Origin of the sequence: Streptomyces sp. NPDC006259 (genome assembly GCF_042870975.1) — a bacterium.
Taxonomy (GTDB): Bacteria; Actinomycetota; Actinomycetes; order Streptomycetales; family Streptomycetaceae; genus Streptomyces.
In genome coordinates this window covers 175251-192502 of the sequence record NZ_JBIAHY010000010.1, presented here as the reverse complement: position 1 = coordinate 192502, position 17252 = coordinate 175251, and the positions used below count along the sequence as shown (strand labels likewise).

Genomic DNA, 17252 nt, shown 5'->3' with positions numbered 1-17252 from the left:
TTGCGGGCGTGGCCAGCCATGCCCAAAACACAAGACAGAACACCGTGTCACGGGAACAACGTGGCATTTATGGGCGTTTTCGCCCGTACAGGGAGGCGGCATGACAGAGACGGCGAGCGGTCCGGCTCGGGGTACCCGAGCGAAGGGCGCCAAGGCGACCAAGGGCCTGCGTATCGAGCGCATCCACACGACCCCCGGCGTGCACCCGTATGACGAGGTGGCCTGGGCGCGCCGTGACGTCGTCATGACCAACTGGCGCGACGGCTCGGTCAACTTCGAGCAGCGTGGCGTCGAGTTCCCCGACTTCTGGTCGGTGAACGCGGTCAACATCGTCACCAGCAAGTACTTCCGTGGTGCCGTGGGCACCCCGCAGCGCGAGGTCAGCCTCAAGCAGCTGATCGACCGCATCGTGAAGACGTATCGGAAGGCCGGCGAGGACCACAAGTACTTCACGTCGCCCGCCGACGCCGAGATCTTCGAGCACGAGCTGGCGTACGCCCTCCTGCACCAGATCTTCAGCTTCAACAGCCCGGTCTGGTTCAACGTGGGCACCCCGCAGCCCCAGCAGGTCTCCGCCTGCTTCATCCTGGCCGTCGACGACTCCATGGAGTCGATCCTCGACTGGTACAAGGAAGAGGGCATGATCTTCAAGGGCGGCTCCGGCGCCGGCCTGAACCTCTCCCGCATCCGCTCCTCCAAGGAGCTGCTCTCCTCCGGCGGGAACGCCTCCGGCCCGGTCTCCTTCATGCGCGGCGCCGACGCCTCCGCCGGCACCATCAAGTCCGGTGGTGCCACCCGGCGCGCCGCCAAGATGGTCGTCCTCGACGTCGATCACCCCGACATCGAGGACTTCATCGAGACGAAGGTCAAGGAGGAGGAGAAGATCCGCGTCCTGCGTGACGCGGGCTACGACATGGACCTGGGCGGCGACGACATCACGTCCGTCCAGTACCAGAACGCCAACAACTCCGTCCGCGTGAACGACGAGTTCATGACGGCCGTCGAGCAGGGTGGCAAGTTCGGCCTGCGCGCGCGGATGACCGGTGACGTGATCGAGGAGGTCGACGCCAAGTCGCTCTTCCGCAAGATCGCCGAAGCCGCCTGGGCCTGCGCCGACCCGGGCATCCAGTACGACGACACCATCAACACCTGGCACACGTGCCCCGAGTCCGGCCGGATCACCGCGTCGAACCCGTGCAGCGAGTACATGCACCTGGACAACACGTCCTGCAACCTCGCCTCGCTGAACCTGATGAAGTTCCTGAAGGACGACGGCCAGGGCCACCAGTCCTTCGAGGCCGACCGTTTCCAGAAGGTCGTCGAGCTGGTCATCACCGCGATGGACATCTCCATCTGCTTCGCGGACTTCCCGACCCAGAAGATCGGCGAGAACACGCGAGCGTTCCGCCAGCTCGGCATCGGCTACGCCAACCTCGGCGCCCTGCTGATGGCGACCGGCCACGCGTACGACTCGGACGGCGGCCGCTCCCTGGCCGGCGCCATCACCTCCCTGATGACGGGCACGGCCTACCGCCGCTCCTCCGAGCTGGCCTCGGTCGTCGGCCCGTACGACGGCTACGCGCGCAACGCCGACGCCCACAACCGCGTCATGAAGCAGCACTCCGACGCCAACCAGAAGGCCGTCGGCATCGACGACCTGGACAGCCCCGTCTGGGCCGCCGCCACGGAGGCCTGGCAGGACGTGCTGCGCCTCGGCGAGCGGAACGGCTTCCGCAACTCCCAGGCGTCCGTGCTCGCCCCGACCGGCACCATCGGTCTCGCGATGTCCTGCGACACCACCGGCGTCGAGCCCGACCTCGCCCTGGTCAAGTTCAAGAAGCTCGTCGGCGGCGGCTCGATGCAGATCGTCAACGGCACGGTGCCGCAGGCCCTGCGCCGCATGGGCTACCAGGAGGAGCAGATCGAGGCGATCGTCGCCCACATCGCCGACCACGGCAATGTGATCGACGCCCCCGGTCTCAAGCAGGAGCACTACGAGGTGTTCGACTGCGCCATGGGCGAGCGCGCCATCTCCCCGATGGGCCACGTCCGCATGATGGCCGCGATCCAGCCGTGGATCTCCGGCGCCATCTCCAAGACGGTCAACATGCCGGAGACGGCGACCGTCGAGGAGGTCGAGGAGATCTACTTCGAGGCCTGGAAGCTCGGCGTCAAGGCGCTCGCGATCTACCGCGACAACTGCAAGGTCGGCCAGCCCCTCTCCGCGAAGACCAAGGAGAAGGAGAAGGCCGAGGTCACCGAGAAGGCCGAGGACACCATCCGTGCCGCGGTCGAGAAGGTGGTCGAGTACCGCCCGGTCCGCAAGCGCCTCCCCAAGGGCCGGCCCGGCATCACCACCTCCTTCACCGTCGGTGGCGCCGAGGGCTACATGACCGCCAACTCCTACCCGGACGACGGTCTCGGCGAGGTCTTCCTGAAGATGTCCAAGCAGGGCTCGACGCTCGCGGGCATGATGGACGCCTTCTCCATCGCGGTCTCCGTCGGCCTGCAGTACGGGGTGCCGCTCGAGACGTACGTCTCGAAGTTCACCAACATGCGCTTCGAGCCGGCCGGTATGACGGACGACCCCGACGTGCGGATGGCCCAATCGATCGTCGACTACATCTTCCGCCGCCTGGCGCTCGACTTCCTGCCCTTCGAGACGCGCTCCGCGCTCGGCATCCACTCCGCCGAGGAGCGTCAGCGCCACCTGGAGACCGGTTCCTACGAGCCGTCCGACGAGGACGTCGACGTGGAGGGCATGGCCCAGTCGGCCCCGCGCCCGACGGACCTGAAGGCCGTCGCCACGCCGAAGGCCGAGGTCGAGGCCGCCAAGCCGGCCCCGCAGCAGGCCCACACCAGCGCCGAGCTGGTCGAGATGCAGCTGGGCATCCAGGCCGACGCCCCGCTGTGCTTCTCCTGCGGCACGAAGATGCAGCGCGCCGGTTCCTGCTACATCTGCGAGGGCTGCGGCTCGACCAGCGGTTGCAGCTGAGCGAGTAGTACCGGCCAGGCCTGAATGACCTGGCAAGAGGGCGGTGGAGCCGGTCCCGGCTGCACCGCCCTCGTCCGTCCCCGGGATGTTCAGGACCGGCGCAGTCGCCCCATGATCCTGGTGAAGGTCGCCGGATCGTCCTCGTAGCCCTGCACGCCGTCGTGGAGCGACCAGCCGTCGGCCGGGTCACGCACGAACTCCGCGACCGTGGCGGCCGTCGCGCCGAGCACGCCGCCGAAGTCGTCCTCCGCCAGCACGGTGTAGCCCTCCCGGATCCGGAACGCCGGATTGAGCACGCTGACGAAGGTGCGCTCCTCGGGGCGCTGCTGGATCACGACGCCGACGACCACGCGCGTGTACCGGGCGTCCAGCCGGTCGAGTTCGAGCGTCATGACCTCGTCCCAGCCGAAGCCCTTGCCGTCCGTGCTGTCGCGGTTGAGCGTGATGGTGCCGTCCGGGGAGCGGCTGTCGAAGTGCACCACGTAGGCGGGCTCGCCCCGCGGGTCGTCCGCCAGGTAGGTCCCGGCCACTATGTCCAGGTCGGTCGGGGGTTCACCCGCCGGACTCGGGTCCCACTTGAGCGCCATCTCGACCTTGCGGATCCCCTTGTTGAGCCCGTTCACCGGTCTTCCCCTCCCCGTCCCCGTCTGCTGTCGCGCCGAACTGGCCGCTCATCAGGGCCGGTTGTCCATCCTGCCACGCCCGTGCGACAGCCCGCACGGATGCCGGTCGTCCAAGAGTGACCGACGCCACGCCTGCTGGCCTTACCATGGCGCGGTGCTGGTCAAGTGGATTCGCTGCACCGTGGTGGACCGCCGCGGTTTCGAGCGGGGGCAGCGGAAGTGGGCGGGGCTTCTGGGGGAGCCGGGATTCAGGGGACAGGGCGGGGGCTGGAGCAGGGCGCGGCCCTCGGTCGCGCATGTCTTCGCCTTCTGGGAGAGCCGGGCCTTCTACGACTCCTTCATGGCACGCTCCCACGACCGGCTCGCGACCGCGCAGGCGGGCACGTTCAAGGACGCCCAGGTCAGGCTGTTCGACTACCGCTTCGACGTGAAGACGGGTTTCGAACCCCGCTTCACCGACTCCGACCTGGTGCGGGTGGCCCTGTGCCGGGTCCACGGGGAACGCGCCGAACACTTCAGCCTGATGCAGGAGAAGGTGTGGAACCCGGCCATGGCCGGGTCGCCCGGCATGATCCGCGGCCTGTTCGCCGAGGCGCCGGGACACGAGTTCCTCGTCCTGTCGATGTGGCGCTCGCAGGCCGAGCACGGCAAGTACCGCACCGAGCGGGTGGAGCGGCTCGCCCTGCGCGCGCAGACGGAGGCGGACGTCTCCGCCCTCACGGGCGACATCGTCGAGCTGGAACCCACCTGGATAGTGTGAACCGGGACCCACCGGTGGTGCGGGCCGACGCCCTCCCAGGTGCGGGTTTGGTGTGACCTACGCCGTATGGAGGCCGTACGAGTGCTCGATCGGCCGCTACCCGATCTAGTGTTTTCGCATGGCAAGACCACGGCGCATCGTCCTTGTCCGGCACGGGGAGTCAACGGGCAATGTTGATGACACCGTCTACGAGCGTGAACCCGACCACGCACTGGCCCTGACGGAGCGGGGCCGGCAACAGGCGGAGGAGACGGGCAAGCGGCTGCGGGAGGTGTTCGGCAACGAGCGGGTCAGCGTCTACGTCTCGCCCTACCGGCGCACGCACGAGACCCTGCGCGCCTTCCACCTCGGCCTCGACCTCATACGCGTGCGGGAGGAGCCCCGGCTGCGCGAGCAGGACTGGGGGAACTGGCAGGACCGCGACGACGTCCGCCTCCAGAAGGCCTACCGCGACGCCTACGGGCACTTCTTCTACCGTTTCGTCCAGGGCGAGAGCGGCGCGGACGTGTACGACCGGGTCGGTGGCTTCCTGGAGAGCCTGTTCCGCAGCTTCGAGGCGCCCGACCACCCGCCGAACGTGCTGATCGTGACGCACGGCCTCGCCATGAGGCTGTTCTGCATGCGCTGGTTCCACTGGACGGTCGCCGAGTTCGAGTCCCTGTCGAATCCGGGGAACGCCGAGATGCGGATGCTCGTTCTCGGGGACGACGGCAAGTACGCCCTCGACCGGCCCTTCGACCGCTGGCGAGATCCGGAGCCGTACGGGATCACTGGAGAGTGGCAGAGCGATGACCGTTGACACCTCCCCCGAGGGGCGCCTGGGGCGGGCCCTGGCAGCGTTGCGCGGACTGGCGGTGGGGGACGCGCTGGGCTCACAGTTCTTCGTACCGGCGCACTACCCGCTGCTGAAGCACCGCGAACTGCCCCCCGGCCCGTGGCAGTGGACGGACGACACGGAGATGGCCTGCTCCGTCGTGGCCGTCCTGGCCGCCCACCACCGTATCGACCAGGACGCCCTGGCCCACTCCTTCGCCGCACACCACGACTTCGACCGCGGCTACGGTCCCGCCGTCAACCGGCTGCTGAGACTGGTCCGGGAAGGCGGCGACTGGCGTGAACTCGCCGCCGCCCTGTTCAACGGCCAGGGCTCCTGGGGCAACGGCGCCGCCATGCGGATCGCCCCCCTGGGCGCCTGGTACGCCGACGACCCCGAGCAGGCGACCCACCAGGCGGAGATCTCCGCCTACCCCACGCACCAGCACAGGGAGGCCGTGGTCGGCGCCATGGCCGTCGCCGCGGCCGCCGCGCTGGCCGGTGCGCCGGGCGGCCCACCCGGCGCGGACGCCCTCCTCGAGGGAGTCATCGGCCTCATCCCCAGGAGCGCGGTGACCGCGGGACTGAGGCGCGCCCGCGACATGCTCGACTACGACGACGCCGGCACCGTCGCGGCGGTGCTGGGCTGCGGACGCCGAACGACGGCCCATGACACGGTGCCGTTCGCGCTGTGGTCCGCGGCCCGCTCCCTTGGGGACTACGAGGAGGCCTTCTGGACCACCGCTCAGGTCGGCGGCGACGTGGACACGACCTGTGCCGTCGTGGGCGGCGTCATCGCCTCCAGCCGGACCGGGGCGCCTCCGGCCGACTGGGTGGAGCGGGTCGAGGCCCTGCCGGCCTGGATGCTGTCGCCCGCCTGAGCGGTGCCGCGTCTGGTCTTCGCGACGCCCTCCGTGCCGGACGGCCGCGACCGGACCCGCTGCTCGACCTCGGGCACGTCCGCGAGGACCTGCCCGCCCTGACGCGCAGGCACGCTGCGCCATGTACACCGGCCCGGTGTCGCGCCGCGTTCCGCCATTCGCGAACGCGATCCGCATCAGGCGGAACGCTTCCCCAGCTTGATCGTCATGGGGTCGTCGAGCCGACCGTACGGCTGCTGCGCGAGGTCGTCAGCCGTGGCATCGAGCGTGCACGGGTGCGTCCCAGGACCATGAACGGCTATGTCTCGGATGCGATCCGCGCCGTGATGACGTACCGCTCCAAGGTGTGCGACAGCGAATGGAGCGATCGGTGAGCTGGAGGAGTCGATCGACCAGCCCATGCTCCCGCCGCCGCGGCCGGACGCGGGCTGAGCGGGGCGCCGCGCGTCCCTCGGCGATCGCGCGGACGGTCCAGGCGACCGGGGTGTCGCGGGGGGATCAGGGCGGCGTAGGCTAGGCCCGCCATGCCGTACGAACCACCCACTCACACCGTCGAGCGCTCCCTCCGCGCCACGACCGGAGCCAAGATCATCGCCGGTGTCGACGAAGTGGGCCGCGGCGCGTGGGCCGGCCCCGTCACCGTCTGCGCGGCGGTCACCGGACTCCGTCGGCCTCCCCTCGGCCTCACGGACTCCAAGCTCCTCTCCGTCAAGCGTCGCAACGAACTCGCTGTGGAACTGCACAAGTGGGTGACCTCCTATGCCCTGGGGCACGCCTCTCCGGAGGAGATCGACGACCTCGGGATGACCGCCGCCCTGCGGCTCGCAGCGGTGCGCGCTCTGGACGCCCTGCCGGTCCGTCCCGAGGCGGTGATCCTCGACGGGAAGCACGACTATCTCGGCGATCCCTGGAGGGTCCGCACCGTGATCAAGGGCGATCAGTCGTGCGTGGCGGTCGCGGCGGCCTCGGTGCTCGCCAAGGTGCGGCGCGACAAAATGATGGCCGAACTGGGTGTCGAGCATGCAGACTTCGGTTTTGCGGACAACGCCGGGTATCCGTCACCCGTCCACAAGGCCGCACTGGAGGAGCGGGGCCCCACCCCGTACCACCGGTTGTCGTGGGCGTATCTTGATGCGCTGCCCCAGTGGCGGCATCTCAAGAAGGCCCGTACCTGGGCGAACGTAAGCGTCCCGGAGATCGAGGGCCAACTCGGATTCGACTTCTGACGATTCGCTCGCACTGATGTGCCACCCGCTGGCGCGAGCCGCACCAATGTCTGATAGATAACAGCCCATGCCTCTCATTCCCGAGGAGCCTCAGATTCACGAGAGTGCCCAGGGTCCCCGCGCCACTCCGGCCAGCGGCCGTATCGCGCCGACCCCTCGCCCCGTACCCGGTCCCCGTCCCGCGGCTCCGTCGCGTCCCGGTCGGCCTGGTCCCGTCCGGCCCACGCCGCCCGTGCAGCGCACGCCGCGCGATGTGGCCGCAACGCTCGGGCCTTCGGCCCCGGCCGTCCCCGCCGCTCCCGTCTCCGTGTCCGCTCCGGCGGGCCCGCAGGTCCAGCTGATCCCGGCCTCGGCCGAGGGCGCGCTGGACGCCGCCGAGGAGGCCGTCGACCTGCTGCTGGAGTCGGGCCGCGCCCCCGGTGAGGTGCTGGTGGTCACCACCGGCGAACAGCACCCCTGGGCGGCCCACGAACTGTCCTTCGGTGAGGCGTCCTACTGGGCGCAGCACGACACGGGGGACGACGTCTTCTACGCCGACGCCGCCGCGTTGGAACGGACGGCGGTGCGTCCCGTGGTCGTCGTCGCGGTCAACGGCGGGCCCGATGCCGTCGTCGCCACCGCTCTGCCGAAGGCCCGCGCCCGGGCCGGTGCCCTGTTGATCGTCTGTGGCACGCCGCAGCAGGTCAACTCGGTGCTGGCCGCGGGGATCTGAGCCCACTCCCGGTCGCCCCGGGCGCGTACCCGGGGCGGGTGGCGCCGTTCGCGGCACCTGCACCACGGGCCTTCGCCTGCGTGGGACGGGGGACGTCGGGGAGGTCCGGGGGGCGTCGGGGTCAACGCCTCGGCGCACGCGCGGACCGGGCCTCTGCGTCCTCCGGTGTCGAGGGAGCCCGGACTCCCGCCTGTTCGTCCGGCGCCGGGACAGCGTCATGGGCGGAGCCGACGCCCGGACTTCGTCAGGAGCGGTGGACGTCGTCGTGACCGGTGCCGGCGCCCAGCTGCGTTTCCGCACCACACGGCACCGGGCGCTCGGTCACATCCGGAGGGCCGCTGGGTACTTCGTTCCCCGCGACCCACCGGGCGCTCGGTCATCCCGGGGGCCGCTGGGTACTCCGTAACCCGCGACCCTTGACGGCGGCGAAGGCGCATCGTCTCTGCCGACCCGGCGAGGGAGTCGGCGGCCTTTTCAGCGGGCGGCCGCGCGGCGCAGCACCTCCGAGGCCGCGCCGCCGGTCCGCGGCAACGGTGGCGGCGCCTCGGACAGCCCGAAGGGCTCCGGCGGCGAACCCGCGTGCGGCCGACGGCCCCCGCGGCCCTCGCCGAGGACCTGCCAGCCGTCCCGGGTCAGCGTGATGTACGCCCCGCAGCGCAGCCCGTGCAACGTGCAGGCGTCACGCAGCCCCCACATCCAGGCGCCGTCCTCCTCCGTCCAGCGTGCGTCACCCTCGCGGCAGTAGAGCAGTACGGCGGTGCGCACCGGCGTGCGACGCCGTAGGTCGTGCGGGATGACCCGGCGCAACTGGGCGAGGAGCGCGTTGCGGAACATCCAGCCGTCGGCCTGAGCCTGGCGCCGCGTGAACGAGGCGCTGGCCAGCAGCCGTTCGTCCGGATCGAGCACCGCCACGATCGCCGTGTCGGGCGTCGGCCGATGTCGTGTGTGCAGGCCGCTGACGACCTCCCGCGGGCTGCGCAACAACGGAATGCCGGCCGAAGCCCACTCCGCGGGTTCGAGCAAGCGGTTGGAGGAAGCGGCGGACGTTGAGGTCGACAACGGTGCCGAGGACGGAGCGATTCCGAGGGTCACGAGCCTCCCTTCGGCTACGGCCCACACCTGCGGGCGGGTCGGATTCGGGGGCGCGCACACCGCAGGAGAGCCCTACCGGACCACGGGCGAGCCGTGCGGGGAGCGGAACTCAATTCTTCCTGTCGAACTTGGATGCGGCAACGAGCAATTGGGGCCACCGACCCTTATGTGGCAGAGAGTGTCTTATATCCTTACCCCATGAGCGCAGGGTGACGCGTGCGCCGGCCGAACACCGCACCTTCACCCGCGCCGGAGGCGGCCGTTCCCCGCCTGCGCGCATGCGGCGGCCCCCTGCCTCGGTTCCTGCTTCGGCCTCTGCTCCGCCGTGCACCCGCGGCCGCGATCGCTCACGGAGCGTGAGGTGGCCGATTGTCAGTGCCATCGGGTTGCATGGGGGCATGGACAACCTGGAGCTCCGCACCGAAGCAGATGCCATCCTCGCCGAGCTGGTGGGTACGCCGGGCGCGCGGCTGCGGGAGGACCAGTGGCAGGCGGTTGCGGCCCTGGTCGAGGAGCGCCGACGGGCACTGGTGGTGCAGCGCACCGGCTGGGGAAAATCGGCGGTGTACTTCGTCGCCACCGCTCTCCTGCGCCGACGCGGTTCGGGGCCGACGGTGATCGTCTCGCCGCTGCTGGCGCTGATGCGCAACCAGGTCGAGGCGGCGGAGCGCGCCGGTATCCAGGCCCGCACCATCAACTCGGCCAATCCGGAGGAGTGGGAGACGATCTACAAGGAGGTCGAGCACGGCGAGACCGACGTTCTCCTCGTCAGCCCCGAACGCCTCAACTCCGTCGACTTCCGTGACCAGGTGCTTCCCAAGCTGGCGGCCACGACCGGTCTCCTGGTGGTCGACGAGGCGCACTGCATCTCCGACTGGGGCCACGACTTCCGCCCCGACTACCGCAGGCTGCGGGCCATGCTGGGCGACCTCGCCCCCGGCGTGCCGGTCCTGGCCACGACCGCGACCGCCAACGCGCGGGTCACCGCGGACGTGGCCGAGCAACTGGGCACCGGGGCCGGCGAGGCGCTCGTGCTGCGCGGTTCGCTGGAGAGGGAGAGCCTTCGGCTCGGAGTCGTCCGGCTCCCGGACGCCGCGCACCGCCTGGCATGGCTCGCCGAGCACCTGGACGAGCTGCCGGGCTCCGGGATCATCTACGCGCTCACGGTCGCCGCGGCCGAGGAGGCCACCGCCTTCCTTCGGCAGCGCGGCTTCACGGTGGACTCCTACACGGGCCGCACCGAGAACGCCGACCGGCTCCAGGCCGAGGCCGACCTCCAGGGGAACCGGGTCAAGGCGCTCGTGGCGACCTCCGCGCTGGGCATGGGGTTCGACAAGCCGGACCTGGGATTCGTCGTCCATCTCGGCTCGCCCTCCTCACCGATCGCCTACTACCAGCAGGTGGGCCGCGCCGGCCGAGGAGTGGAGCACGCCGAGGTGCTGCTGCTGCCCGGCAAGGAGGACGAAGCCATCTGGCGCTACTTCGCCGACACCGCCTTCCCGCCCGAGGCCCAGGTCCGCCAGACCCTCTCGGCCCTCGCCGACGCCGGGCGGCCGCTGTCCGTCCCGGCCCTGGAGGCGCTGGTGGACCTGCGGCGCACCCGGCTGGAGACGATGCTGAAGGTCCTCGACGTCGACGGGGCCGTCAAGCGGGTGAAGGGCGGCTGGGAGAGCACCGGGCAGCCCTGGACGTACGACGCCGAGAGGTACGCCTGGGTGGCCCGGCAGCGGGCCGCCGAGCAGCAGGCCATGCGCGACTACGTGAGCACGACCGAGTGCCGGATGGAGTTCCTGCGCCGGCAGCTGGACGACGAGGGCGCGGTCCCGTGCGGCCGGTGCGACAACTGCGCCGGTGCCTGGATCGGCTCATCGGTCTCCACCGAGGCCCTCACCGGGGCGACGAAGGAACTGCACCGCCCCGGCGTGGAGGTCGAGCCGCGCCGGATGTGGCCGACGGGCATGCCTGCCCTGGGCATCGACCTCAAGGGACGCATCCCCGCCCGCGAGCAGTGCGCCACCGGGCGCGCCCTGGGCCGCCTCTCGGACATCGGCTGGGGCAACCGGCTGCGCCCCCTGCTGGCCGAGAACGCCTCCGACGGGCCCGTACCCGACGACGTCCTGAAGGCCGCGGTGGCCGTCCTCGCCGACTGGGCGCGTTCCCCGGGCGGCTGGGCACCGGACGTCCCGGACGCCTCGGCGCGCCCCGTCGGCGTCGTCGCCGTCCCGTCCCTGGCCCGCCCCCAGCTGGTCGGCTCCCTCGCCCAGGGAATCGCGACCATCGGCCGCCTTCCCCTCCTGGGCACGCTGACCTACACCGGCCAGGGCGGCGCCCACGCGGTACGCCGCAGCAACTCCGCCCAGCGGCTCAGGGCGCTCTCGGCCGCCTTCGGCGTCTCCGACGAGCTGGCCGACGCCCTGGCGGCCTCGCCGGGCCCGGTACTGCTCGTCGACGACTACACCGACTCCGGCTGGACCCTCGCGGTCGCCGCCCGCCTTCTCCGCCGGGCGGGCAGCGAAGGAGTCCTTCCGCTGGTCCTCGCCGCAGCGGGCTGAGTCCCCCTGTCCGCGGCGATGTCCAGGCCACCGCTGCGGCCGCCGGGGAGGGGCTGCGGTCCGCACGGCCAGGGCTTCCGGTTCGCAGGAGCTTGCAGGTGATGTGTCCCTGATCGGACTTATCCACAGGCTCAACCGGAAGCTTGCGGTCCGCGAGATCGTCTCCTCATGACGAATCACAGCGAAACGACTGGATCCTTCGAAAACGGCGACATCGCTGGGCGCGAGGGGCGTACCGGATCCGGTCGGCACGACGGCCGGGCCGCGGACGAGGACAGGGTCGCGTGCGGCGACAAGACGGAGTGCGGCGACACGGGCGCGTTCGGCGACAGCGGCGCTTACGGCGACACGGGCGCCGCGTACGACCATGCGACCGCGCACGACCGGGAGGCGGCCTACGAAGGCCACGTCCCGTACGGCGGACGCCCCGCGTACGACGAGGGTTCCGGCGCACACCAGGTCACCCTGCGCTCCCCGGCCGAGCTGGCCGACGCCCTGCCCTACCTGCTCGGGTACCGGCCCGAGGACAGCATCGTGCTCGTCGCCCTCCACGACCGGGGCGGCCGGGGCAGGTTCGGCGGCCGGGCCCGTCTGGGCATCCCCGCCAACCCCGAAGACTGGCCCGCGGTGGCCCGGCAGCTGGCACAGGGCCTCGTGATCAGCGGCGAACGCAGGGGAGCCCGGCCCGCGCAGATCGTGGCGTACCTCTGCCAGGAACCGGCGCACGGCGAGACGGGCGGTCGCGTGAGGGAGCGCCTCCAGCCGCTCGCGCACACGCTGCGTGTCGAATGCGGGCGACTCGACATCCCGGTGATCGAGGCGTTGTGCATCTCGGACGGCCGCTTCTGGTCGTACTGCTGCTCGGGCGAGGGGTGCTGCCCCGTCGAGGGAGTGCCGATGGGCCTGCCGGGCACATCGGTGCTGGCGGCGGCCGCCACCTACGCCGGCATCCAGGTCCGCGGCACCCTGCGGGAGTTGAGGGCCCGGCTGCTGCCTCTGGAAACCGGCGCCGCCGTGGAACAGGAGGTGGCATTGGACGCCGCGAGCATGGAGCTGGTCCCGAAGATGCTTCACGAGCTGAGTCGTGCGGTTGTCGCGGAGGAGACTCTCGCTCTAGCGGCACGCATGATGGGCAGGTTCTCCGAGGCGCCCACGGTGGTCGGCGCCCTTCCCGCGGACCGCAGGGACGACGCACTCCTGGCCCCGGACGAAGCGGCTGCGCTCATTCTCGGCCTCCAGGACCGGGTGACCCGCGACCGGGCGGCCGAGTGGATGGAGGGCGAGGAGGCGGCACCCGCCCTGCGGCTCTGGCGAGCCCTGGCCCGCCGCTGCGTCGGCCCCTACGGCGAGCACGCGGCGGCCCCCCTCACCCTCGCCGGCTGGGTCGCCTGGTCCAGCGGTGACGAACTGGAGGCCCGCGAGGCCCTCGCCATGGCCCTCGGCGCGGACCCGAGCTATCTCTTCGCCCGCCTCCTGCACCAGGCATGCAACGAAGGCCTCGACCCCGAGTCGGTCCGCCGCTGCCTGCGCTCCGAGCGCGAGGTGCGCGTGCCGGGGACCGGCGGAGGAACTGACTGTCCGGACGACGGCGGGACGGCAGACAGGGCTGGGGCCGGAGCCGCTGTTGCGGCCCGAGCCAGTACCGGAATCGACAGTCAGGGAAACGGCGCCGACGAAACCGGCGGGCGGGGCGAAGACCAGCGCTGTACGGCGGCGCCGGAGGCCGACAGTGCGACGGGTGGCGCCCCGGGATCGGTGTGGGCCCCCTCACCGGCTCCCGGCCGTCGCCGCCGCCGTACGCGCTCGGCCGGTGCCGCCGGCTCTCTCACACGCACGGCGGCGGTGCCCGGACAGGAGCGCGGAGCGACACCCCTCGGTGCCCGTCCGGCCGCCTCGACCCGTCCCACCGCTCCCGGCCAAGGCGAGAAACGCTCACGCGCCCGCACCTCTGACAAGGCCACCGCACGGCGGCGGAGCGGCTGCGTGGACGGCGACGAGACCAATGGGCAGAGGTGAGCCGTATCGGCCGCGCCGGTCGCAGTACCTCGGGGTGCCCGGCCGGTACTCCCGTCTGACCGGCCCGGTGACGCTCGCAGCCGTCAGCCGTCAGCCGTCAGCCGTCAGCCGTCAGCCGTCAGCCGTCAGCGCCGGGCGCCATAGCCAGGCGCCGGCCGACAGCGCCTGGCCGGCTGCCCGGCAGTGCGGCAGCCGAGCAGCCAGGTGAGTGGCCGATCGCCCTCTCCACCACCGCCGTCGGCGGGCCGCTGCCTCCACGGGCGTGACCTGGCGGAGTCCGGCTCCGTTCACCTGAGTGGCGGACAGCCCGCACGGGTTGTGCCGCCGTGCCCTGCCGAGCCGGCCGTCGACCCTGCCCGAGGCGTCCAGCAAGCGGAAGAAGTCACCTCATGCATCAACCGACTCCGCCCTCCGCCACCGACGAACGCCAGGACATCCCAGAGCGGGGGCCGACACCGCAGTCCAGGCGGGGCACGGTGCCCCCGGCCCCGGCCCCGGCCCTCGCAGCGCACTCGCCTCGCCCCGCCGAACTGCCCCCCGTCCACACAGCGATGATCTGCGTGGCCCTGCCCGGACTCGCCGTCTCCTCCGAAGAGGGCCAGCTGACCGGGCGCGGACTGGAGGGCTTCTACCGGGCGGGCCGACGCGTCCTGTCCCGCTGTCAGGTGCGGGTCGCCGGACGCGAGCCGCTCGTCGTCCAGGCGCGGATGACGTCGGCCGACCGGGCCCGTTTCGTCGCCACGCTGCGGGCCACACCCCATGGCGGACCGGACCCGGACGTCCTCGTCGAGCGGACCCGTTCCGCGGACGGTGTCGAGCGGATCACGCTGCACAGCGCGGCCGGGCGCCCCCTGCGCCTCCCGGTGGAGGTGGCCCTCGGCACGGATCTGGCCGACCTGGGCGCCATCGCCGCCGGTACCGTCGGACCCGAGCTGCCCGCCAGCGTCCATGACTCAGGTCTTCGCTGGTCCGGCCCCGCCGGGAACGCCTGCGTCACGGCCGACCCACCGCCCGCCGACGCGCTCGCCTCCGCGGGAGTCCTGCGCTGGGAGTTCGACGTGCCTCCGGGCGGCAGCGTGACCGTGGAACTCAGAGCCCGCCTCGAGGGTGTGGGACCGGTGCGGGCCGCGGGGCGCGCCGCGACGAGCCCCCTGGCCGCGGCGCGGGCGACCGGGGACGACCCGCGGATCCGTCCATGGCTGAACACGAGCATCGAGGACCTGGAGGCGCTCCTCGTACGCGATCCCACGCACCCCATGGACATCCAGCTCGCCGCAGGAGCCCCCTGGCGCTGCGGGCCGGCCCCCGCCGAGGCGTTGGCCGCGGCCCGCATGACCCTGGCGCTGGGGACGCGACTGGCCGCCGGCACACTGCGCACCCTCGCCCGCACCCAGGTCAGGGGCGACGGGCCACGGTCGGGCATGATCCCGGGACCACGGCGGGACGCGGGCGCACACCTGCCCCCGGGCTGCACCGGGACGGAGGCGACCCTGATCTTCCCCGTGCTCCTGGCCGAGGCACGCCGATGGGGGCTGCCCGAGCGCGAGACGGAGGAACTGCTGCCGGCGGCCGAGCGGTGCCTGACCTGGATGCGGGACACCGTGGGGGAGGGCGAGTACCTCCGCGACCCCCAGCCCGGTGGGCCCGTCCGCTGCGAGACGCAGGCCCAGGCCCACCGCGCGGCACTGCTCGGCGCCGACCTGCTCGACGCCCTGGGCAGACCGGGAGGCCAGGAACTGCGGGAATGGGCGCAGGCACTGCGGACCGCGTTCCGCAGGGACTTCTGGATCGACGGCCCAGGAGGTGGCCGGCCAGCCGCCGCGCTGACCCCGGACGGTCGCCGGCTGCCCCACCTGGGAGCGGCCACCGTCCACCTCCTGGACACCGGTCTGCTGGGCGGCGGCGAGTACGCCCCGGGACTCCTCGACGAGACGCGCACCGAACAGCTCGCCCGGCTCCTCGGCAGCCCGGTCATGGACTCCGGCTGGGGGCTGCGCGGACTCGGTCTGAAAGAGGCGGGTCACAACCCCTTCGGCCACCGCAGCGGTGCCGTACGGGTCCACGAGAGTGCGATCGGGGTCTCCGGGCTGGCAGCGGCCGGATACGAGAGGGAGGCCGGGTCCCTGCTGCGGGGCGTGCTGGCGGCGGCCGAGGCCTTCGGCCACCGGCTCCCCGAGATGTACGGCGGGGAGCAGCGAACCGAGGGAAGCGCCCCGCTGCCCCACCCCGCCGCCTGCCGCCCCGCCGCCACCGCGGCCGCCGCCGGAGTCCTCCTCCTGACCACGGTGGCGGGCGTCCGGCCCGACGCCCCGGCCGGGACCGTGACCCTGCGCCCCCTGCGCAGCGCCCCCCTCGGCGAAGTCGGTCTCACGGGGCTGCGGATCTCCGGAGCCGCCTTCTCCGTACGGGTCAGCCGACTCGGGCTGGCCATGGTCGAGGAAGCGGCGGACGGGCTGCGACTGGGTAGGTGACCTGCTGTGACGCGAGATGGGCGGCAGCTCTGGGCAAGGGGGGCGGCCGCCCCGGACGCCGTGGACCAGCGGCCGAAGCCGTGGATGAAGAGAGTGTTTATCGTCAGGAAGACGACTATGATCGCCGCATGCCCTACGACCCGTCAGCGTTTCCGCCCTTCGCCGTCACTGTGGACCTGGTCGTGCTGACCGTGCGCCGCCACGCCCTGTGCGCGCTGGCGGTGCGCAGGGGCGAGCCGCCGTTCCAGGGACGGTGGGCGCTTCCGGGCGGCTTCGTGCGGGACGACGAGGACCTCTCCCAGGCCGCGGCGCGCGAACTGGCGGAGGAGACCGGACTGCGTGCCCACGGCCCCGCGGCCCCCGACCAGGACAACGGCGCGCACCTGGAACAGCTCGCCACCTACGGCGATCCCGAGCGTGACCCCCGGATGCGGGTGGTGAGCGTCGCCCATCTCGCCCTCGCCCCCGACCTGCCCGCGCCGCGCGCAGGCGGCGACGCGAGCAACGCGCGGTGGGCACCGGTCGAGGAACTGCTGCAACAGGGCGGCTACGGCCGTGACGGCGAACCGGTGACGCCCCTCGCCTTCGACCACGCGCGGATCCTGGCCGACGGCGTCGAGCGGGCCCGCTCCAAGATCGAGTACTCCTCGCTGGCGACCGCGTTCTGCCCCACCGAGTTCACCGTCGGGGAGCTGCGCCGCGTCTACGAAGCGGTGTGGGGCGTGGCGCTGGACCCGCGCAACTTCCACCGCAAGGTGACCGGCACGCCGGGGTTCCTGGTGCCCACGGGCGGCACCACCACCCGTCAGGGCGGTCGCCCCGCACAGCTGTTCCGTGCCGGAGGCGCGACCCTGCTGAACCCGCCGATGCTGCGACCCGAGGTCTGATCCGGACGCACGCGCACCCGACGGCAGGCGGCGCGGTCACGACCACCTCACGTCGCTGATCCCGCCTACCGAGGCCGCGCGACGATCCCGCGTGGCCCGTGGCCCCGTGGCCCGCACTCCCGCCCGCCGCCCGCGGCTCGCACTCCCGCCCACCGCTCCCGGAGAAAGCGCGCGCGTCGAGCGTCTTGCTGTTGGGGGTGGTTGGCGTCCCTCGCTGATAAGGC

12 protein-coding genes are annotated in these 17252 nt (G+C 72.1%); 10 read left to right on the top strand and 2 right to left on the bottom strand.

Features of this window, described 5'->3' with window-relative positions; translation table 11 throughout:
- Nucleotides 1-100: 100 nt before the first annotated feature.
- The gene (locus ACFYO5_RS33925; protein WP_356566841.1) at nt 101-2995 is read left to right on the top strand and encodes a vitamin B12-dependent ribonucleotide reductase; all 2895 of its coding nucleotides are present in this window, start codon (nt 101-103) and stop codon (nt 2993-2995) included.
- An 89-nt stretch (nt 2996-3084) separates the two neighbouring features.
- Here the strand turns inward: ACFYO5_RS33925 and ACFYO5_RS33920 are convergent, their stop codons facing one another.
- On the bottom strand, nt 3085-3618 hold the full coding sequence (locus ACFYO5_RS33920) for a TerD family protein (RefSeq protein WP_388716331.1): 534 nt from the start codon (nt 3616-3618) through the stop codon (nt 3085-3087).
- A 154-nt stretch (nt 3619-3772) separates the two neighbouring features.
- Here ACFYO5_RS33920 and ACFYO5_RS33915 point away from each other — a divergent pair, with 154 nt between their 5' ends.
- The 5 genes from ACFYO5_RS33915 (at nt 3773) to ACFYO5_RS33895 (ending at nt 8010) form a co-directional block, all read left to right on the top strand.
- A complete protein-coding gene (locus ACFYO5_RS33915; protein WP_388716328.1) occupies nt 3773-4378 on the top strand; it encodes a YdbC family protein in 606 nt (201 codons plus the stop codon).
- Between the two features lie 118 nt (nt 4379-4496).
- Nucleotides 4497-5177, top strand: coding sequence for a histidine phosphatase family protein (locus ACFYO5_RS33910; RefSeq protein ID WP_356566847.1), 681 nt, complete (start codon nt 4497-4499; stop codon nt 5175-5177).
- Nucleotides 5167-6072 carry an ADP-ribosylglycohydrolase family protein gene (locus ACFYO5_RS33905; RefSeq protein WP_388716325.1) on the top strand — a complete coding sequence of 302 codons (906 nt, stop codon included), beginning with the start codon at nt 5167-5169 and terminating at the stop codon, nt 6070-6072. Before ACFYO5_RS33910 ends, ACFYO5_RS33905 begins: the two co-directional genes overlap by 11 nt.
- A gap of 524 nt (nt 6073-6596) precedes the next feature.
- A complete protein-coding gene (locus ACFYO5_RS33900) occupies nt 6597-7298 on the top strand; it encodes a ribonuclease HII (RefSeq protein WP_388716322.1) in 702 nt (233 codons plus the stop codon).
- Nucleotides 7299-7365: 67 nt separating this feature from the next.
- Nucleotides 7366-8010 (top strand): hypothetical protein, encoded by a 645-nt coding sequence (locus ACFYO5_RS33895; protein WP_388716319.1) that lies wholly within the window; start codon nt 7366-7368, stop codon nt 8008-8010.
- A 474-nt stretch (nt 8011-8484) separates the two neighbouring features.
- Here ACFYO5_RS33895 and ACFYO5_RS33890 read toward each other — a convergent pair whose 3' ends face one another.
- Nucleotides 8485-9102: a hypothetical protein gene (locus ACFYO5_RS33890; RefSeq protein ID WP_388716316.1), complete on the bottom strand. Its 618-nt coding sequence runs from the start codon at nt 9100-9102 to the stop codon at nt 8485-8487.
- Between the two features lie 398 nt (nt 9103-9500).
- Between ACFYO5_RS33890 and ACFYO5_RS33885 the strand changes: the two genes are divergently transcribed.
- The 4 genes from ACFYO5_RS33885 to ACFYO5_RS33870 all read left to right on the top strand — a co-directional run bounded on the left by ACFYO5_RS33885 (nt 9501) and on the right by ACFYO5_RS33870 (nt 17028).
- Complete coding sequence (locus tag ACFYO5_RS33885; RefSeq protein WP_356566856.1) at nt 9501-11654, top strand: RecQ family ATP-dependent DNA helicase; 2154 nt, start codon at nt 9501-9503, stop codon at nt 11652-11654.
- 168 nt (nt 11655-11822) lie between these two features.
- Entirely contained in the window at nt 11823-13670 is a 1848-nt protein-coding gene (locus ACFYO5_RS33880) for a DUF4192 domain-containing protein (RefSeq protein WP_388716313.1), read from the top strand.
- 551 nt (nt 13671-14221) lie between these two features.
- On the top strand, nt 14222-16141 hold the full coding sequence (locus ACFYO5_RS33875; protein WP_388716474.1) for a glycogen debranching N-terminal domain-containing protein: 1920 nt from the start codon (nt 14222-14224) through the stop codon (nt 16139-16141).
- A gap of 128 nt (nt 16142-16269) precedes the next feature.
- Nucleotides 16270-17028 (top strand): NUDIX domain-containing protein, encoded by a 759-nt coding sequence (locus ACFYO5_RS33870; RefSeq protein ID WP_388716310.1) that lies wholly within the window; start codon nt 16270-16272, stop codon nt 17026-17028.
- Nucleotides 17029-17252: the final 224 nt, after the last annotated feature.